Below are 15841 nucleotides of genomic sequence, written 5' to 3' on the forward strand. Positions count from 1 at the left end.
GGAGGAATTTAAGAGAAAAGTTGGTGAGCTATAGTGAAGAGTGTATTGAAAAATCGTTCTTTCTTTTTTATGTGGATTGGTAGTGCAATCTCAGAATTAGGAGGGGCTTTCGGAACGTTATGTAATTCAATTCTAGTATATGAATTAACAGGATCGGAAATGGCTTTAAGTAGTATGTGGCTATTATATTTCATCCCATCACTCATATTGCAATTAATAAGTGGCCCATTTATTGATAAATGGAGCCGGAAGTGGATTATGATATTTTCACAATGGATACGAGCGTCCGTATTTTTATTACCTTTGGTGATGCTAGTTTCGGGTAGTATAGAAGTTTGGCACATTTATGTTGTTCAAATTGTAGTGGGACTTATTACACCACTTTATACACCTGCAAGTCAAGCAATTACACCGAGCATTGTAGGGAAAGAACAACTTCAAGATGCAAATGCGTATATTGATGGGATGACTCGCCTTATGATGTTTCTTGCGCCAGTATTAGGCGGAGTAGTCATTCATTTGATTGGAACAGAACTTACATTATCTTTCGTATGCATATGTTTATTTGTTAGTGGCACTTTCTTATTTTATATAAAAGAAAATAGAACGTCGCAACCTATTCGGAAAACGTGGCTAGAACAATTTCTTCACGGTTTTACATATTTTTTCACAAAACCAATCATCGTTTGGCTCGGTATATTTCTTACTTTCGTGCAGTTTGGAGTAGGGGTAACGATGGTCACAAATCTTCCTTATATAAAAGACGAGCTGTCAGCGGGATATGCAGAGTACGGTTATTTCATGGCAGGTTTTCCACTTGGCTACGTAATTGGCTCAGTATTAGTCGGAAAAGTAACATATAAAAGCCGGCGTATACTTATGCTCGGAGGATTGTTTATAGGGGGACTCACATACATTTCATTAGGATTCAATCATAGTATTATCATTGCAATAATAATTGAAGTAATAGCAGGGATTTGTATTGCATTTTTCAATGTTCATAACACGACAATATGCCAACAAACCGTCCCAAATAATATGATAGGACAAGTATTTTCAGTGCGTTTATTTTTTATACGATCCGCTATGCCATTAGGTGTGTTAGTAGGGGGAATATTGAGTGAAATGTGGGGAGTAAGAGCGCTATATGTAATCATCGGTGCAATTATATGTGTTACATCTTTAATAGGGATGTTACTTCCATATTTCAAATTTTTAGATGAGGCGATAGAAAAGAAATCAGCATAATTCAAAAAATTAAAACTTTACAATTGAAAATAATTATCATAATCAATTATAATAGAAGCATACTAGTATTCGTATTACAAAGAGGGAGTGGGATATATGTTTATCGAAACGAAAACATTTACAGTAAAAGAAGGTACATCAAATATAGTTGTAGAACGTTTCACTGGAGAAGGTATTATTGAAAAATTTGAAGGCTTTATCGATTTAAGTGTTCTCGTGAAAAAAGTAAGACGCGGCGACGAAGAAGTTGTCGTAATGATTCGCTGGGAATCTGAAGAAGCATGGAAAAACTGGGAAACAAGTGAAGAACACTTAGCTGGACATAGAGCAGGCCGTGGTAAACCAAAACCAGATCATATTATTAATGTGGATCACGCAGTTTATTATGTGAAATCATCGAAATCGGCTTATCAACAGTCTTAATATACAAGCAGAGGATACATGTTGTAGAAGCAAACATGTATCCTCTTTTTTATTAATGGGGGATGTAAATGATAGGAAATCTTTCATTCATTAAAAAAATGTTCTAGGATATAGAAAAAAATATTAGACTTATAAAGCATAGTCTTAGATGGAACGCTTGAATATCTTGCCTTACATATTTAAGGGTTATGAAAATGAGTCTATATCCCTTCTGTTTAAAAGGAGATGAGTACATGAAGCTGAATCATTTAAATTTATGTGTTGATGACTTATCAGAAGCGAGACATTTCTTTGAAACATTTTTTGATTTTCAATTTTTGGAACAAAAAGGGAAAGCACTTGTAGTTATGAGTGATGAGAGTGGATTTATACTTGTGCTAAGTGATCCAAAAGCATTTAAAGGGAATAAGGAAGTTACGTATCCGGAAGCTTTTCATATTGGTTTTTTAGTGGAAACTACAAATGAAGTGGATCAAGCGTATAATCGTTTAGTAGCAGGCGGCATTGAAATAGATAAGGAACCTTATTCGATGCGAGGTAGTAGTTATGGTTTTTATTTTACAGTATTTAATGGCTTATTAATTGAAGTGTCTTGTCTTGATTATAGAGAAGGTAAGAAAATTTCAAAGCTTAATAGTAATCACCAAGAGTAATCATTTGAAGGTGTATATTTAGCCCCTTATCCAGTTTGGAAAGGGGCTTGTTTATTTTATTACCTTATTTATCTTACTATTTGTGGATTGATTATAGTCTCACCTTATTTGTCTATCTGAATTTCAAATTCAAGCACAGCTTGATCTTTCCTAAACGGGATACTGAGTTCTTTAAATCGTAAGCTTATTCCAGACAAATTATCAGGAAGGACAGGAGATATAACGAATTGATGATTCATATGTCCATCGGTGCCACCACCACCTTCTGACCAGCAATCGTATGTATCATCTATTGATAATTGGAAGAAACTATGAGGCTTATTTTCAATAAAATCTTCATCCGTGGAATCCCAATCGCTATATAAATAAACTACACTAGCATTTGCATATTGCCGAATAAAAGTTACAGTATACATGACGCCATTATGTTCATAAGTTTTAAAAACAGGTACATGTTTTTTGAAGCCAGTTGGTTCAACGCGAGGTTTAAATTCTTCTTCATCCATCATGGAAGAGAATAATGAGTTTAGATAGTCTGGATAAAATTCGTATTGCTTAGCCCATTTATAAATCGCTTCATCATGTGGAAAACCTGGGTCATCACCTGAAAGTTCTTTTCGTTCTTTTAATAGGGCGCAAATTTTTTCATCAATAGAGTATAAGCGTTCATCGTAATGATCGGTAGGACGTTCGAAAGTCATTCTTCGCATAATCATTCCTCCTTTACTTTATTTTAACAAAAAAGACAGACTAATAAATAGTCTGTCTTTTTACATTAATTCTTCACATCATCATAAAGTTCAAGCGCCTCTTTCACATTCAATCTATTCTTCACAATACCATGTATTGCTTGAATCATCGCAGCTGGGTGCTCAGATTGCCATATGTTTCGGCCCATGTCTACTCCGATCGCGCCTTCTTGCAGTGCATTGTACGTAATGTTTAATGCGTCTTCGATTGAATCTAGTTTTGGGCCACCCGCGATGACAACTGGGGCAGGGCATGTGCTCGTTATTTTTTCGAATCCTTCGCAGTAATACGTTTTAATAATATCAGCACCCATTTCAACACATACGCGGGAAGCAAGTGCTAGAAAGCGAGCTTCACGTTTTTGTAATTCCTTTGCGACTGCGGTAATACCGAGTACTGGTAGGCCGTAATCGTGAGCTTCAGAAACTACATTTGCGAGATTCGAAACAGTTTGTGTTTCATAGTCTGATCCGACAAAAACAGAAACGCCAACGCCAATTGCGTTTTGCTTCACTGCTTCTTTTACAGGTGTAACAATTGTTTCATTCGCTAAATCTTTACCAACGACAGTAGCGCCGCCAGATACACGCATAACCATCGGTGTACTGCAGTTTTCAGGAATACAGGAGCTAAGTACACCGCGCGTTAAAAAGAGGGAGTCTGTATAAGGAAGTAAGTTTTTTACTGTTTCAAGTGGTTGTTCTAGTCCGTGAATTGGTCCTAAGAAATATCCGTGATCTATTGCTAACATAACCGCTCTACCATCAGGTAAAATTGTATTTAATCGATTTTTAAATCCCCAAGTCATTCGAAATCACTCCTTCGTTAATGTTGGATTTTCCGTTTGTACCGTATCTTTATTTGGTAAATGTGGTGACTTTATAAAAACAGCTTTAAAAGGTTTATCAGAATGGTTAATCAGATAGTGAGATTCATGAGGGCGAACTTGCAGGACATCACCTTGTTTAATCGGAACTCTTTCGTTATTTACATAGAAGTCTATTTCACCTTCTAACGCATAAAAAACTTCTTCACATGTTGTATGATAGTGATTTTGAAACTCTTGCCCAGGCTGAATGACAACAAGACCAAGATCAATATTCGGGCCTTGTATTAAATATTTCGGCCCGTTATCACCGAAGCGATAGGAGAAATCATTTTCATTCGCTTTTAACATACAGTTCACTCCTTTATGTAAATGAGTTACAGTGCACCTGGCGCAATCCACATATGTGTTGTAAGTCCTTTATCAGCTAAAGTGAGCTGACTGTTATACACGGTTTTCCATGTTTCATAGAATTCCTTGTATAGCTCGTGATTTTCCGTGATTGGTTCAAATGTATTTTCCCACTGTAAAAATTGTTCGGCAGCCTCTTCCATAGATGTATATATTCCAGCGCCAACTCCAGCAGCAATCGCAGTTCCTAAAGCAGCTGCTTCTTTCACAACTGGTACTTTTACAGGAATGCCGAGTACGTCTGATAGAATTTGTGGCCATAGTTTCCCTTTAGCGGCACCGCCAGCAAAAACAACTTCAGAAGGGAATGTATCAGTAAGATTTTCAATTAGTTTTAAGTTTCCAAGTGTAACGAAGGCCGCATTTTCTTCAATAGCACGGAACAGTTCCTTTTTTCCGCATTTGTCAGCGTCTAAACTTAAATTTAAGAATGAAGGTGCGGCATGACGCCAAGAAATGTAGTTCATAACGTTTGAAAAAGTAGGGATAATACCATATGAACCGACAGGTACGTCTTTCGCTTGTTCTTCTAATAATTCATAAGCGTCTACACCGAGTTTTTCAGCGAGCTTTTTTTCTTCTTGGCAAAAAGCGTCTCGAAACCAGCGCATAACAAGACCAGGGAAAAAAGCGATTGTTTCATATTGCCATAGATTCGAAATGACATGGCAATTTACACGAATCGCAGCATATGGATCTGTAATTGGTTCTGTAATATTTACTTCTTGTTGCCAAAAGCTGCCTCCGCATATTAATGTTTGATTTGGTTTCACGACTCCAGTTCCGAGTGATGCCATTTGAGCATCTCCGCCGCCAGCGACGACAGGAATTCCTGCCAGTAATCCAGTTAATGCTGCACACTCTTTTGTAACGTTTCCGATTACTGTACCAGCCTCATTTACTTTTGGTGAAAATGGCAAAGTTATACCACACTCTTTAGCGACATCGTTATCCCAATTTCTATTTTGTAAATCAAAGATTCCAGACGTACAACCGTTGGAAGGGTCGATTTGCAGTACATCGCTTAATTTATACAAAATCCAATCGTTTAACATCGTAAAGGAGTGGATATTACAATAGATTTCTGGTTCATGTTTTTTAATCCAAAGTAGACGTGGTAAAGCACCTAATGAAAAAGTTTGCCCAGATTTTCTGTATAAATCTTCTTCAAGATGTGAGCGGATTTCTTTTAGCTCACTAACTTCAGCGGATGCACGGCCATCAACATTTGCACATGCCCATATTTCTTGCCCATTTTTATCATATAAAACAAAACCTTCTCGCATACTTGTAGCGCTAATAGCTTGAATAGAAGAAGGAAGTATATTACTTTTTTGTAGAACTTCTTTCGTACACTGTTGTACGAGTTGCCAGTTTGCTTTTACATCAAAATTCATAGAACCGGGGTAACGAGGATCAGTTTTATGAACCCATTCTTTTTGGCTTACTGCAATTTGATTGCCTTGTAAATCAAAAAGAACAGCTCGAATGCTTCCTGTACCAGCATCGAAAGCTAATAAAGCAGACATTAAGAATCACCTTCCTTTCTTAATAAGGAGAGCGCAGTTTCTTCATCAGTAATTAATGTATGAATAAATTTCCCTTTTAAAGCCCCATAAATGGCATCTATCTTTTGAGTACCTCCAGCCACACCAATGACATGCTTCATACTGCGAAGAATCGTAAGTGGTGTGCCAATTAGACGATTATGATGCGAGAGCTCTAATAAATCACCATTCGTATTATAAAACTGTCCTAAAATATCGCCCGCCCCGTTTTGACTTCGAATATATGTCATTTCACGTAGCGTTAATTTTTCTTCTTTTACAATCGTAGCGTCTTGAGATAACCCGCCAATACCGACAACTGCCGTATGTGCAAGTGAAGCGACATGAAGCATATCTTTCACGCTTGGTTCTGATAAAATACTTTGTGCCATTTCAGTAGAAGATGCTAGAAAAGGAGTAGGAATAATATGAAGATCACCTTGCATGTAGTGTAAATAGTTTTGTTTTCTTGGGAGATAGTGGTTTACTCCGCCTGTTAGCGTTACGAATGAAAGATTAATAGAACTTTCAAAATGAATGTTTTCTAGCATTTTACTTATTGTTTCACCCCAGCCGATGCCGAGTAAATCACCTTGTTGGAGATGAGTCTCTAAATATTGTGCAGCGGCTTTTCCGAGAGAAGCGTGATAATTGTCTATTGGAGTAGGGATAATGAAAGCATCTTTTAAGTGGAATTTTTTCATTAGGTCACGCTCAATACTTAAACAGTGTAAACCAGTTCCTTTTACGTGAAATGTAACGATACCTTCACTGCGTGCCTTATCTAATAACCGGACAACTTTATTTCTTGAAATGTGAAGAAGTGAAGCAATTTCCTGTTGTGTTAATTGGTCTTTATAATAGTACCAAGCTACTTTAGTTAATAAATTCTCTTCAAAGTTCAGCTGTGTCATACTCTTCATCCCTTTCAACAATTGACCACTCCTTAAACATATGTGCCACATATTTTGTTTATTCCAGTTGAAACGATTAATTGTACGTAGAAAAAAGTGTTCTAGATATAAAAAAAGGAATATACAATGCTACAAAACAAGTAGAACAAATAATCATTTTCTCAAAAAATGTTCTGGATAAAGGCAGGTGACATCATGTGGAGAACGTACCTTTATTACAAATAAAGAAAATGAGTAAGGCGTTTTTAAATCAACTTGTATTAAAAGAAGTGAACTTACAAGTAGAGCGTGGAGATATATACGCTTTAGTGGGGGGAAATGGCGCCGGGAAATCAACATTAATGAAAATATTAACGGGGTTATATTCGTATGATGATGGAGAGATGTATGTAAAAGGAATGAAGCAACAGTTTTCAAATCCGTCAGAAGCACATAGAAAAGGTATTTATTTAATACCGCAAGAACCACTCATTTTTCCGCATATGACTATTGAAGAAAATATATGTATCGGGTTAAAAGAAAAGAAAAAGAAACTAAGAGTACAGATTCAGCAATTGATTAACAGTCTAGGGTGGGATATTGACCTTTATGAGTTAGGAGCATCATTATCCATTGCGCAGCAACAGTTAGTAGAAATCATTAGAGGATTAATACGAGACGCTGAGATTCTTATTTTAGATGAGCCAACATCGACGTTAACAACTCATGAAATCAAGAGTCTTTTTGTGCTGATGAAAAGTTTGCAAGAAAAAGGAATTGGAATGATATACATTACACATCGTTTTCCGGAAATCTTTGAAATCTCCAATAAAGTAGCGATATTACGTGATGGAACAATCGCGAGTCAAGGGGATATATGTGACTATACATATGACACGCTGATGGAGGGGTTATTGCCAAAAGGATATAAACAGGAAGAAAAAAGAGAAATAGTTCAAGAGACAGAAAGAACGAAAAAAGTATTAGAAGTAGCGAATGTGACTAGTCACACATTCGAGAATATATCATTCACTGTACATGCTGGAGAGATTGTGGGGATTGCTGGCATTGTTGGATCAGGTAGAACGGAATTAGCGGAAGCAATATTTGGATTGGAAGCTATAAAATCAGGCTCTATTTTATTAGAAGGAAAACTAATTGATACATGTCCTTTGCATAAAAGATTAAGCGAAGGGCTCGTTTATGTGCCGGAAGATAGGGCGAGGAATGGAATTTTCTCCATTGTATCTGTCAAAGAAAATATTACTGCAGCATGTTTACTGCAAAATAATCGCTTTTTTATTAACCGAGAAAAAGAAAGCGCTTTAGTAAAGTCGTTTATAGAAAAGTTCCGAATTGTTGTACCAAGTATGAATGAAGAACTTACATCTTTATCGGGAGGTAATCAGCAAAAAGTCGTGCTTGCGAAATATCTTGCATGTAATCCCAAAATCATTATTCTTGATGAACCAACTCGCGGAATTGATGCAAAAGCAAGGCTTGAAGTGTATGAAACGATAGAAAAAATGAAAAGAGAAGGACTCGCCATATTATTCATTTCTTCAGATGTTGAGGAAATCGTCCAATTAGCTAACCGTGTATACGTCATGCGAAATGGTCAATTTGTTTCTCATTTGGAGAAAGAAAAAATAAATGTAGAAGAAGTTACACGTCTTGCATACGGAGGTGTAACGGAATGAAACGCATGTATAAAATGCACGAAACGTCTATCATACTGTTACTACTAATTTATATAGCCATGGTCGGGATAATAAATCCTAGTTTTGTTCAGTTTAACTCGTTATCGTTAATGATGAAATCAAGCGTTATTTTAGTCGTTCTAGCAATTGGCCAATCGTTCGTTTTATTTACGAAAAATATAGACGTATCAGTTGGCTCAATTATGGGATTAAGCGCGGCAGTTTGCGGGATGTTATTAACGAACGGATATAGTGCAGTCTTGTCGATACTTGCTGCTATAATGCTTGGTGCTATTATCGGTTTCATAAACGGGATTGGAGTTGCAAAGTTTCGGGTACCAGCCATTATTATGACATTAGGGATGTTAGGAATTGTTAGAGGTGCAATGTTAATCTTCACAGGCGGGAAGTGGATTGAAGATACTCCAAATAATTTTAAGAAACTTTCATCTATCGTCATACTTGGTCTGCCGATAATTGTATGGGGTGTTCTTATTATTTTATTACTACTATACTTCTTTTTAAGGAAGGTACCATACGGAAGATACTTCTATGCGGTAGGTGACAATGAAGATGGTGCGAGGCTCATTGGGATACCTGTTAATAAAGTAAAGATAAATGCGTTTATTATATCGGGCATAAGTGCGGCAATCGCTGGTTGCATATTTGTTATGAATATCGGGTTCGTTCCAAATCAAACTGGTACAGGAATAGAACTACAGGTGATCGCAGCTGCTGTGCTAGGAGGAATTCATCTAAAAGGAGGAACCGGTTCTATATTTGGAGCCGCATTAGGAGCATTATTTTTAGAAGCAATAAGCAGTTCACTCGTCTTTTTAAAAATACCAGCATTTTGGAATAATGCTATTTCGGGTTTTTTACTATTACTTATTATCATACTAGATAGTGTCATGAAGAAGTGGAAAGTAGAGAGGAGGATGAATCTATGAAGTATTTTTACAGATGGGAAGGTGTTCTAATCGTATTACTTCTTATAGAATTCATTCTCTTTAGTTTTATAAATCGTGATTTTTTAAATATTAGTAATCTCCTTTTTAGTACAAATGATTTTCTGTTTATAGCAATCGCAGCGATTCCAATGACTTTCGTTATTGTAACAGGAGGAATTGACGTATCTGTAGGATCTATTATGGGGCTAACTTCGATTTTAATTGGTGTACTTTGGATGAATGGGATTCATATTTTATTAGCAGTAATAATGGCACTTATAGTCAGTTGCTTAGCAGGAGCTTTAAATGGATTCATTATAAAAATGACAGATGTAGAACCACTAGTTGTTACACTCGGAACGATGTTTTTATATGGAGGAATTGCACTCGTCATTTCAGGAGGGGCGGGTGCTTCTGGATATGAAGGGATAAGTGGTTTACCTGATGCTTATGTACAACTAGCAAATGGTAGTTTTATAGGAATACCTAACTTATTATGGCTTCTTATCGCATTAACAATTGTATGCACGATTTTGTTTCACCGAACGATATATGGACGCCACGTACAATTAACAGGAGCGAACGAAAATACAGCAAAATACACCGGGATTCAGACGAAGAAAGTAGTAATCATTGCTTACATACTTTCTGGGTTAGGAGGTGGATTAGGGGGTGCTTTCTTAACTGCATATTTCGGTTCCGCACGTGCTGATATGGGAAGTGAAACAATATTACCAATCATTACAGCAGTCGTATTAGGCGGGACACTTATTACGGGAGGAAAAGGAAGTATTATTGGTACTGTACTAGCGAGTATTTTTATAGGCCTTATGCAATATGGCCTACAAATGACAGGTTTAACAAATGAACAATCAAATGTAGTAATAGGTATTATCCTTATTCTTTCAGTTATTATGAGACATTTCAAATTACATCAATTCTTAGCAGGGAAAAGACGGAATTTGCATAAGGGGGAAATGTCATGAAGAGAAAACTAGGGATTGTATTGATCGTATGTATTTGTTTAATTGGTTTAATCGCTTGTTCCAGTCAAACGGCAGATAAGAAAAAAGCAGATGATGTGAAATTTGCATTTATCCCGAAATTAACTGGAGTTGGCTTCTTTACATCGGGCGGTGAAGGAGCAAAGGAGATGGGAGATAAGCTAGGCGTACAAGTGAAATATGATGGGCCGTCTGAAGCGAGTGTATCAGGGCAAGTAAAGTATATAAATAATTTCATTAATCAAAACTATGATGCACTTATGGTTTCCTCTACATCAGTTGATGGTTTATCGCAATCACTGCAGCGTGCTAAGAAAAAAGGAATGACTGTCTTAACGTGGGATTCTGATGTGAATCCGAAAGACCGTTCTTTTTATATAAGTCAAGGGACACCAGACCAACTTGCTAACTTATTAATTGAAATGACTTCCAAGCAAATTGGAGATAAAGGAAAAGTAGCTTTCTTTTATTCTAGTCCAACAGTAACGGATCAAAACCAATGGGTAACGAAAGCGAAAGAAATTATTAAAAAGAAATATCCGAACTGGGAAATTGTAACGACGCAGTACGGTGAAAATAATGCGCAAAAATCGTTATCAGTAGGGGAGAACATATTAAAAACGTATCCAGATATTAATGCAGTCATTTGCCCGGATGCAACGGCACTACCAGCGATGGCACAAGCAGCTGAAAACTTGAAAATGGATAAAAAAGTTGTTGTAACTGGCTTCTCTACACCAAACGTTATGCGTGATTACGTAAAACGAGGAACAGTACAACAATTTGGATTATGGGATGTAAAACAACAAGGTGCACTCGCAACGTATGTAGCAAATGAAATAGTAGTAAAAGGGAAGAAGTTAAAAGTAGGGGATAGTTTTGAAGTAAAAGGAATCGGAAAAGTGAAAGTAGAGCCAAACTCCATCCAAGGTTATGATTATGAGGCAGAAGGAAATGGAATTATTGTATTGCCAGAGCGGGTTGTATTTACGAAAGAGAATATTGATAAATATAATTTCTAGTAACGAAAAAACGTCCGAATATATCGGACGTTTTTTATTTCTTCATTAGTTATGAACTGTTTCTTTTTCATTTAATCCAAGCGTACGACCTGTAGAAGTGTGTAGGTCTTGGAACAACCTTGGATTTTCAGTTAGTGAAATGCCATATGAAGGAATCATTTCTTTTATTTTTTCTTCCCATTCTACCATGCGGCTTGGGAAACATTTTTCTAATACTTCAAGCATGACGTGAACAGCAGTAGAAGCACCTGGTGATGCGCCTAGTAATGCGGCGATTGAGCCGTCAGCTGCACTTACTACTTCTGTACCAAATTGAAGTGTTCCTTTACCGCCAGCATCAGTATCTTTAATTACTTGTACACGTTGTCCAGCAACTACAATATCCCAATCTTCACTTTTCGCGTTCGGAATGAATTCGCGTAATTCTTCCATGCGTTTTTCGTGCGATAACATAACTTGCTGAATTAAGTATTTTGTAAGTCCCATTTCTTTTACACCAGCAGCTAACATCGTTAAGACGTTATTCGGTTTTACAGAACCGATTAAGTCAAGATTTGAGCCAGTTTTTAAGAATTTAGGTGAGAACCCTGCGAATGGTCCGAATAATAAAGCTTTTTTATTATCTATATATCTCGTATCAAGGTGAGGTACAGACATTGGCGGAGCGCCAACTTTAGCTTTACCGTATACTTTCGCATGATGTTGCTCTACAACTTTTTGGTTTTTACATACCATAAATAGTCCACTTACTGGGAATCCACCGATATGCTTTGATTCAGGGATACCAGTCTTTTGAAGTAGAGGTAGACTACCGCCACCACCGCCAATAAAGACGAATTTAGCAGTATGATGCTCAATTTTACCACTATTCATATCGTGTACTTTCACTTCCCACAAACCATTTTTCGTGCGCTTAATATTTTCAACACTATGCTTGTAGTTTAGCTCGACATTTTTCGTTTTTAAGTAATCAAACAACATACGTGTTAATGCACCGAAGTTAACATCTGTTCCAGAGTCAATCTTCGTTGCCGCCATCGGTTCATTAGATGTACGGCCTTCCATAATGAGTGGAAGCCATTTTTTTAATGTTTCAGGAGCGTCGGAAAATTCCATTCCTTGAAACAGTGGATTTTTTGAAAGCGCTTCAAAACGGTTTTTTAGGAACTCAACATTTTTTTCCCCTTGTACTAAACTCATATGAGGTAGTGGCATAATAAAATCTTGTGGATTACGAATTAATTTGCTTTTTACAAGATATGCCCAAAATTGTCTTGAAAGCTGGAATTGCTCATTCACTTTTACAGCCTTACCAATATCTATAGATCCGTCAGATTTTTCGGAAGTATAGTTCAGTTCGCATAGCGCAGAATGCCCTGTACCTGCATTATTCCATTCGTTAGAGCTTTCTTCCCCGGCACTTGCGAGTTTTTCAAAAACTTTAATTTCCCATTCAGGTGCTAATTCTTTTAGTAATGAGCCTAACGTTGCACTCATAATTCCTGCACCAATTAAGATAACGTCTGTTTTTTGCTGCATGTTGCTCATGATAATCTCTCCATCCCCTATATTGGCAAAAAAGTGTAGGTGTTTTCTATGTCTAAGCCGTAAAAGAGAAACACCGCCTAGGCCCCACCTAGGTGTATACCTTTTTTGTCTCAATTATATAACCATCTCATACTCTATTATAATAATTAATAGACTAAAATATCTAGTGTTATCTGATAATTTTAAACTATTTAACGTTTTATTCGCTAAAAATCTTATTTAACAAGCTCTTTTAAGGTGATAAATAGAAAAAAATTACAGTTTGAAATTATCTCGAAAAAGCTTACGTATCCTTAAGTGACTAAATCGAGTACCTTTTTATGGGATTATTCTTTCTGTAATGGTAAGATTATTCTGAAAAATAAAAAGGAGGGACTCTAATGTGTACAAAAGAACAAATTTCAAACTTATTTCGAAACTTTTCAATAAAGGAATGTAAAGGGTCAAGTGATTTATATGAATATTTATCAATGAAAATTGCTGAAGATGAGGAAGTACTTACACTATCGTCCTATGCTCAGGTAGGTCAACCAGTCCCAAACTTACTATTAGGTGCAGTACATTATTTATTGCTAGCAGGGAAAGAACATCATTTAAAAACGTATTATAGTAGTTTAGTTGAAAATGCTGATACAAATTTAGATAAAGCTTTTAATCATTTTAAAGATTTCTGTAAAGAGTACCGAGAAGAAATCATTACTTTGTTACAAACGAAACTCGTTCAAACAAATGAAGTAAGACGGTGCGCATACTTATACCCAAGTTTCTGCTACATATTTAACAAAGTGAAGAAGCCGTTAGCGTTAATTGAAATTGGGACAAGTTCTGGGTTGCAACTGTTCTGGGACCAATATAGTTATTCGTACGGGACGGATGAAATGTACGGAAATATAAATTCAAATGTGCATGTAACTTCTGAAATAAGAGGGGAGAATGTACCGCATTTTCTAAAAGAAAGCCCATCTGTCGTAGAAAGAATCGGACTGGACTTACATGTGAATGATTTACATAATGAGGAAGATTATTTATGGTTACGTGCTTTAATTTGGCCAGAACATAAAGAAAGGCTTGAGATGTTTGATCAAGCTGCATCTTTAGTGAAAAATGAATCTGTCCAATTCATAGAAGGAGACGGTGTAGAGCTATTATCATCTATTATTGAACAAATAAGTGAAGAAGCTGTTATTTGTATTTTCCATACACACGTTGCAAATCAAATACCAGAACAAGTAAAACATAAGTTAGAAAAACAAATACAAGAAATTGGCGCAAAACGTGATGTATTCCACCTTTATAACAACATGTGGGATCGTGACCTTCATATTGATTATTATATTAACGGAAACGAATATCGTGAAACGGTTGGAGAAACAGAAGGGCATGGGAAATGGTTTAGCTGGAAGATTGGAAATGAGACGCCTATTTAGATTAATAGGGGCGCCCTCACTTGTAAAAGGTGGGGCCATAGGCTCAATCATGGACTAAATGGTTAAGGAATAAATTTATTAGTAACATACAAAAAATGCTTCGGAGAAATCCTAAGCATTTTTTGTATTACATTTAAACCCCATAATGGATCATGTACTTCTGTTCTGCTGTAGCTTGTTCAATTTTTGAAGCTAACTCAATCAGCTCATCAGAATTTTTGAAGAACTTTGAAGATGTAACTGTTTCATAGAATATTGCTAATGATTCAGGCGGGATAATTGTAATACCGTAATAAGCTAAACCGTATTCCTGATTTTTGACTGTATGAAAGTAGGTTTTCATAATTGATAAATTTCGATTTAAGCTACTGATAATATCATCATCAACAGAAATACAATGATATTTCTCTGGTGTATAATCTTCGTAATTTTTTTGAGAAGTAAAATCGTCAATTATTCCAAAATCATGGACACATGCCATCATTATCATCCTTTCAATTTTAATAAAGTGAGTTCTATTAAAGTAAAATGGTCATTCGTTTAAGTGTAATAGAAATAGTTATGTAGTTCATAAAATATCTTCGGTTCTTCTTCGTAAAAACAGTTTAATTATTAATAAACTCATCAGGAGCCCAAGTGGCGATTTCATTCCCAGGTGCAGCTACTACAAGCCATTGCTCACATAGGACACCAGCTTGCCAACATTCATAATAATCATGAAAACCATTTACAAAAATAATTTGTCCACTATCTAATGTAATAATTAAATGAGGGCTTTCTAAGCCAAGTTGTATATCGGTAACTTTTTGTCTTCTTATCTTAAATATTCTTTCATATTCTTCTTCCCCAGAATAAACTTCAAATTCATCTTCATTTAATGGGTATCTTTTTTGAGGTTTATTAAATAAACACCATTTTGATTCGATATTGATATATAATTGTCCGTCATAATCAACTGAGTTGTGAAAGTTTGTGAAATGAATCTTTATAGCGCCTGGAGAAATACCAAATTGTAATCCATCAACTTGTGATCCGATGAATAGATTTTTCAACACTTTTTCAGCGTGAATTTTATCCTCTTTATTCATTCTTGAAATCCTCCTTTTCTTAAAAATATACCTTATATTTTTATTGTAATAAATAAATTTTCATGTAAAATGAACCTTTTGTGAAAAACGAGCGAATATATTGTGAAAGATCATGAGAAGGGGTTGTAATGTTGGATGAAGTAAAATTGAAAGAATGGCTATAGAGTTTACTTTACTGTTAAAGTATTTCATATAAAAATCACGCATTCATTCTAAGTCATTTACCCAAATTACGATATGTTCAATTTTCATAGGTTTCATCCATCCTATCTGTAGCAATTAGGCTTCCACTGTATTAAGTTTGCATTTGCATTGCAACAATTTTGCTTTGGTGTTAAAGCTAGTTGTTAA

General features: G+C 36.0%; 16 protein-coding genes. 8 read left to right on the plus strand and 8 right to left on the minus strand.

Translation table 11 applies throughout. The features are described from left to right. The first annotated feature begins 33 nt into the window (after positions 1-33). The 3 genes from MR160_RS17330 to MR160_RS17340 all read left to right on the plus strand — a co-directional run bounded on the left by MR160_RS17330 (position 34) and on the right by MR160_RS17340 (position 2324). The gene (locus MR160_RS17330; protein ID WP_000843812.1) at positions 34-1248 is read left to right on the plus strand and encodes an MFS transporter; all 1215 of its coding nucleotides are present in this window, start codon (positions 34-36) and stop codon (positions 1246-1248) included. 96 nt (positions 1249-1344) lie between these two features. Then, on the plus strand, positions 1345-1671 hold the full coding sequence (hmoA, locus tag MR160_RS17335) for a heme-degrading monooxygenase HmoA (RefSeq protein WP_000469498.1): 327 nt from the start codon (positions 1345-1347) through the stop codon (positions 1669-1671). Between the two features lie 233 nt (positions 1672-1904). Then, on the plus strand, positions 1905-2324 hold the full coding sequence (locus MR160_RS17340; RefSeq protein ID WP_000773089.1) for a VOC family protein: 420 nt from the start codon (positions 1905-1907) through the stop codon (positions 2322-2324). A 104-nt stretch (positions 2325-2428) separates the two neighbouring features. Here MR160_RS17340 and MR160_RS17345 read toward each other — a convergent pair whose 3' ends face one another. The 5 genes from MR160_RS17345 to MR160_RS17365 all read right to left on the minus strand — a co-directional run bounded on the left by MR160_RS17345 (position 2429) and on the right by MR160_RS17365 (position 6790). After that, entirely contained in the window at positions 2429-3034 is a 606-nt protein-coding gene (locus MR160_RS17345) for a hypothetical protein (RefSeq protein ID WP_001253821.1), read from the minus strand. A gap of 65 nt (positions 3035-3099) precedes the next feature. After that, the gene (gene lsrF / locus MR160_RS17350) at positions 3100-3882 is read right to left on the minus strand and encodes a 3-hydroxy-5-phosphonooxypentane-2,4-dione thiolase (protein WP_000219780.1); all 783 of its coding nucleotides are present in this window, start codon (positions 3880-3882) and stop codon (positions 3100-3102) included. Positions 3883-3888: 6 nt separating this feature from the next. Beyond that, positions 3889-4251, minus strand: a complete 363-nt coding sequence (locus tag MR160_RS17355; RefSeq protein ID WP_000909986.1) for a cupin domain-containing protein — start codon at positions 4249-4251, stop codon at positions 3889-3891. Positions 4252-4277: 26 nt separating this feature from the next. Continuing rightward, entirely contained in the window at positions 4278-5840 is a 1563-nt protein-coding gene (gene lsrK, locus MR160_RS17360) for an autoinducer-2 kinase (RefSeq protein WP_242297807.1), read from the minus strand. Beyond that, positions 5840-6790: a sugar-binding transcriptional regulator gene (locus MR160_RS17365; RefSeq protein ID WP_000677766.1), complete on the minus strand. Its 951-nt coding sequence runs from the start codon at positions 6788-6790 to the stop codon at positions 5840-5842. The genes lsrK and MR160_RS17365 overlap by 1 nt, the downstream gene beginning before the upstream one ends. A 179-nt stretch (positions 6791-6969) precedes the next feature. On the opposite strand from MR160_RS17365, the gene MR160_RS17370 reads away from it, so the two are divergent. The 4 genes from MR160_RS17370 to lsrB are packed head-to-tail and all read left to right on the plus strand — an operon-like array spanning position 6970 to position 11427. Further along, a complete protein-coding gene (locus tag MR160_RS17370) occupies positions 6970-8451 on the plus strand; it encodes a sugar ABC transporter ATP-binding protein (protein WP_000432601.1) in 1482 nt (493 codons plus the stop codon). Next, the gene (locus MR160_RS17375; protein ID WP_000827677.1) at positions 8448-9401 is read left to right on the plus strand and encodes an ABC transporter permease subunit; all 954 of its coding nucleotides are present in this window, start codon (positions 8448-8450) and stop codon (positions 9399-9401) included. The genes MR160_RS17370 and MR160_RS17375 overlap by 4 nt, the downstream gene beginning before the upstream one ends. Continuing rightward, the gene (locus tag MR160_RS17380) at positions 9398-10387 is read left to right on the plus strand and encodes an ABC transporter permease (protein ID WP_000873535.1); all 990 of its coding nucleotides are present in this window, start codon (positions 9398-9400) and stop codon (positions 10385-10387) included. The genes MR160_RS17375 and MR160_RS17380 overlap by 4 nt, the downstream gene beginning before the upstream one ends. After that, the gene (gene lsrB / locus MR160_RS17385) at positions 10384-11427 is read left to right on the plus strand and encodes an autoinducer 2 ABC transporter substrate-binding protein LsrB (protein WP_000823653.1); all 1044 of its coding nucleotides are present in this window, start codon (positions 10384-10386) and stop codon (positions 11425-11427) included. Before MR160_RS17380 ends, lsrB begins: the two co-directional genes overlap by 4 nt. Before the next feature lie 45 nt (positions 11428-11472). On the opposite strand, the gene MR160_RS17390 is transcribed toward lsrB, so the two are convergent. Beyond that, positions 11473-12975 carry a malate:quinone oxidoreductase gene (locus tag MR160_RS17390; RefSeq protein ID WP_000069147.1) on the minus strand — a complete coding sequence of 501 codons (1503 nt, stop codon included), beginning with the start codon at positions 12973-12975 and terminating at the stop codon, positions 11473-11475. Between the two features lie 380 nt (positions 12976-13355). On the opposite strand from MR160_RS17390, the gene MR160_RS17395 reads away from it, so the two are divergent. After that, the gene (locus MR160_RS17395) at positions 13356-14402 is read left to right on the plus strand and encodes a DUF2332 domain-containing protein (protein ID WP_042598033.1); all 1047 of its coding nucleotides are present in this window, start codon (positions 13356-13358) and stop codon (positions 14400-14402) included. 133 nt (positions 14403-14535) lie between these two features. Here MR160_RS17395 and MR160_RS17400 read toward each other — a convergent pair whose 3' ends face one another. Together MR160_RS17400 and MR160_RS17405 are read right to left on the minus strand one after the other, a co-directional pair. Beyond that, entirely contained in the window at positions 14536-14886 is a 351-nt protein-coding gene (locus tag MR160_RS17400) for a hypothetical protein (RefSeq protein ID WP_025117865.1), read from the minus strand. 121 nt (positions 14887-15007) lie between these two features. Further along, on the minus strand, positions 15008-15490 hold the full coding sequence (locus tag MR160_RS17405; protein ID WP_042598036.1) for a hypothetical protein: 483 nt from the start codon (positions 15488-15490) through the stop codon (positions 15008-15010). Positions 15491-15841: the final 351 nt, after the last annotated feature.

Source organism: Bacillus cereus group sp. BfR-BA-01382, assembly GCF_022663475.1.
Lineage (GTDB): Bacteria > Bacillota > Bacilli > Bacillales > Bacillaceae_G > Bacillus_A > Bacillus_A thuringiensis_S.

Coding starts and splice junctions, on each gene's coding strand:
- lsrB (WP_000823653.1), top strand. CDS start 10,384: ATGAAGAGAAAACTAGGGATTGTATTGATCGTATGTATTTGTTTAATT.
- lsrF (WP_000219780.1), bottom strand. CDS start 3,882: ATGACTTGGGGATTTAAAAATCGATTAAATACAATTTTACCTGATGGT.
- MR160_RS17340 (WP_000773089.1), top strand. CDS start 1,905: ATGAAGCTGAATCATTTAAATTTATGTGTTGATGACTTATCAGAAGCG.
- lsrK (WP_242297807.1), bottom strand. CDS start 5,840: ATGTCTGCTTTATTAGCTTTCGATGCTGGTACAGGAAGCATTCGAGCT.
- MR160_RS17400 (WP_025117865.1), bottom strand. CDS start 14,886: ATGATGGCATGTGTCCATGATTTTGGAATAATTGACGATTTTACTTCT.
- hmoA (WP_000469498.1), top strand. CDS start 1,345: ATGTTTATCGAAACGAAAACATTTACAGTAAAAGAAGGTACATCAAAT.
- MR160_RS17405 (WP_042598036.1), bottom strand. CDS start 15,490: ATGAATAAAGAGGATAAAATTCACGCTGAAAAAGTGTTGAAAAATCTA.
- MR160_RS17355 (WP_000909986.1), bottom strand. CDS start 4,251: ATGTTAAAAGCGAATGAAAATGATTTCTCCTATCGCTTCGGTGATAAC.
- MR160_RS17380 (WP_000873535.1), top strand. CDS start 9,398: ATGAAGTATTTTTACAGATGGGAAGGTGTTCTAATCGTATTACTTCTT.
- MR160_RS17345 (WP_001253821.1), bottom strand. CDS start 3,034: ATGCGAAGAATGACTTTCGAACGTCCTACCGATCATTACGATGAACGC.
- MR160_RS17375 (WP_000827677.1), top strand. CDS start 8,448: ATGAAACGCATGTATAAAATGCACGAAACGTCTATCATACTGTTACTA.
- MR160_RS17395 (WP_042598033.1), top strand. CDS start 13,356: ATGTGTACAAAAGAACAAATTTCAAACTTATTTCGAAACTTTTCAATA.
- MR160_RS17390 (WP_000069147.1), bottom strand. CDS start 12,975: ATGAGCAACATGCAGCAAAAAACAGACGTTATCTTAATTGGTGCAGGA.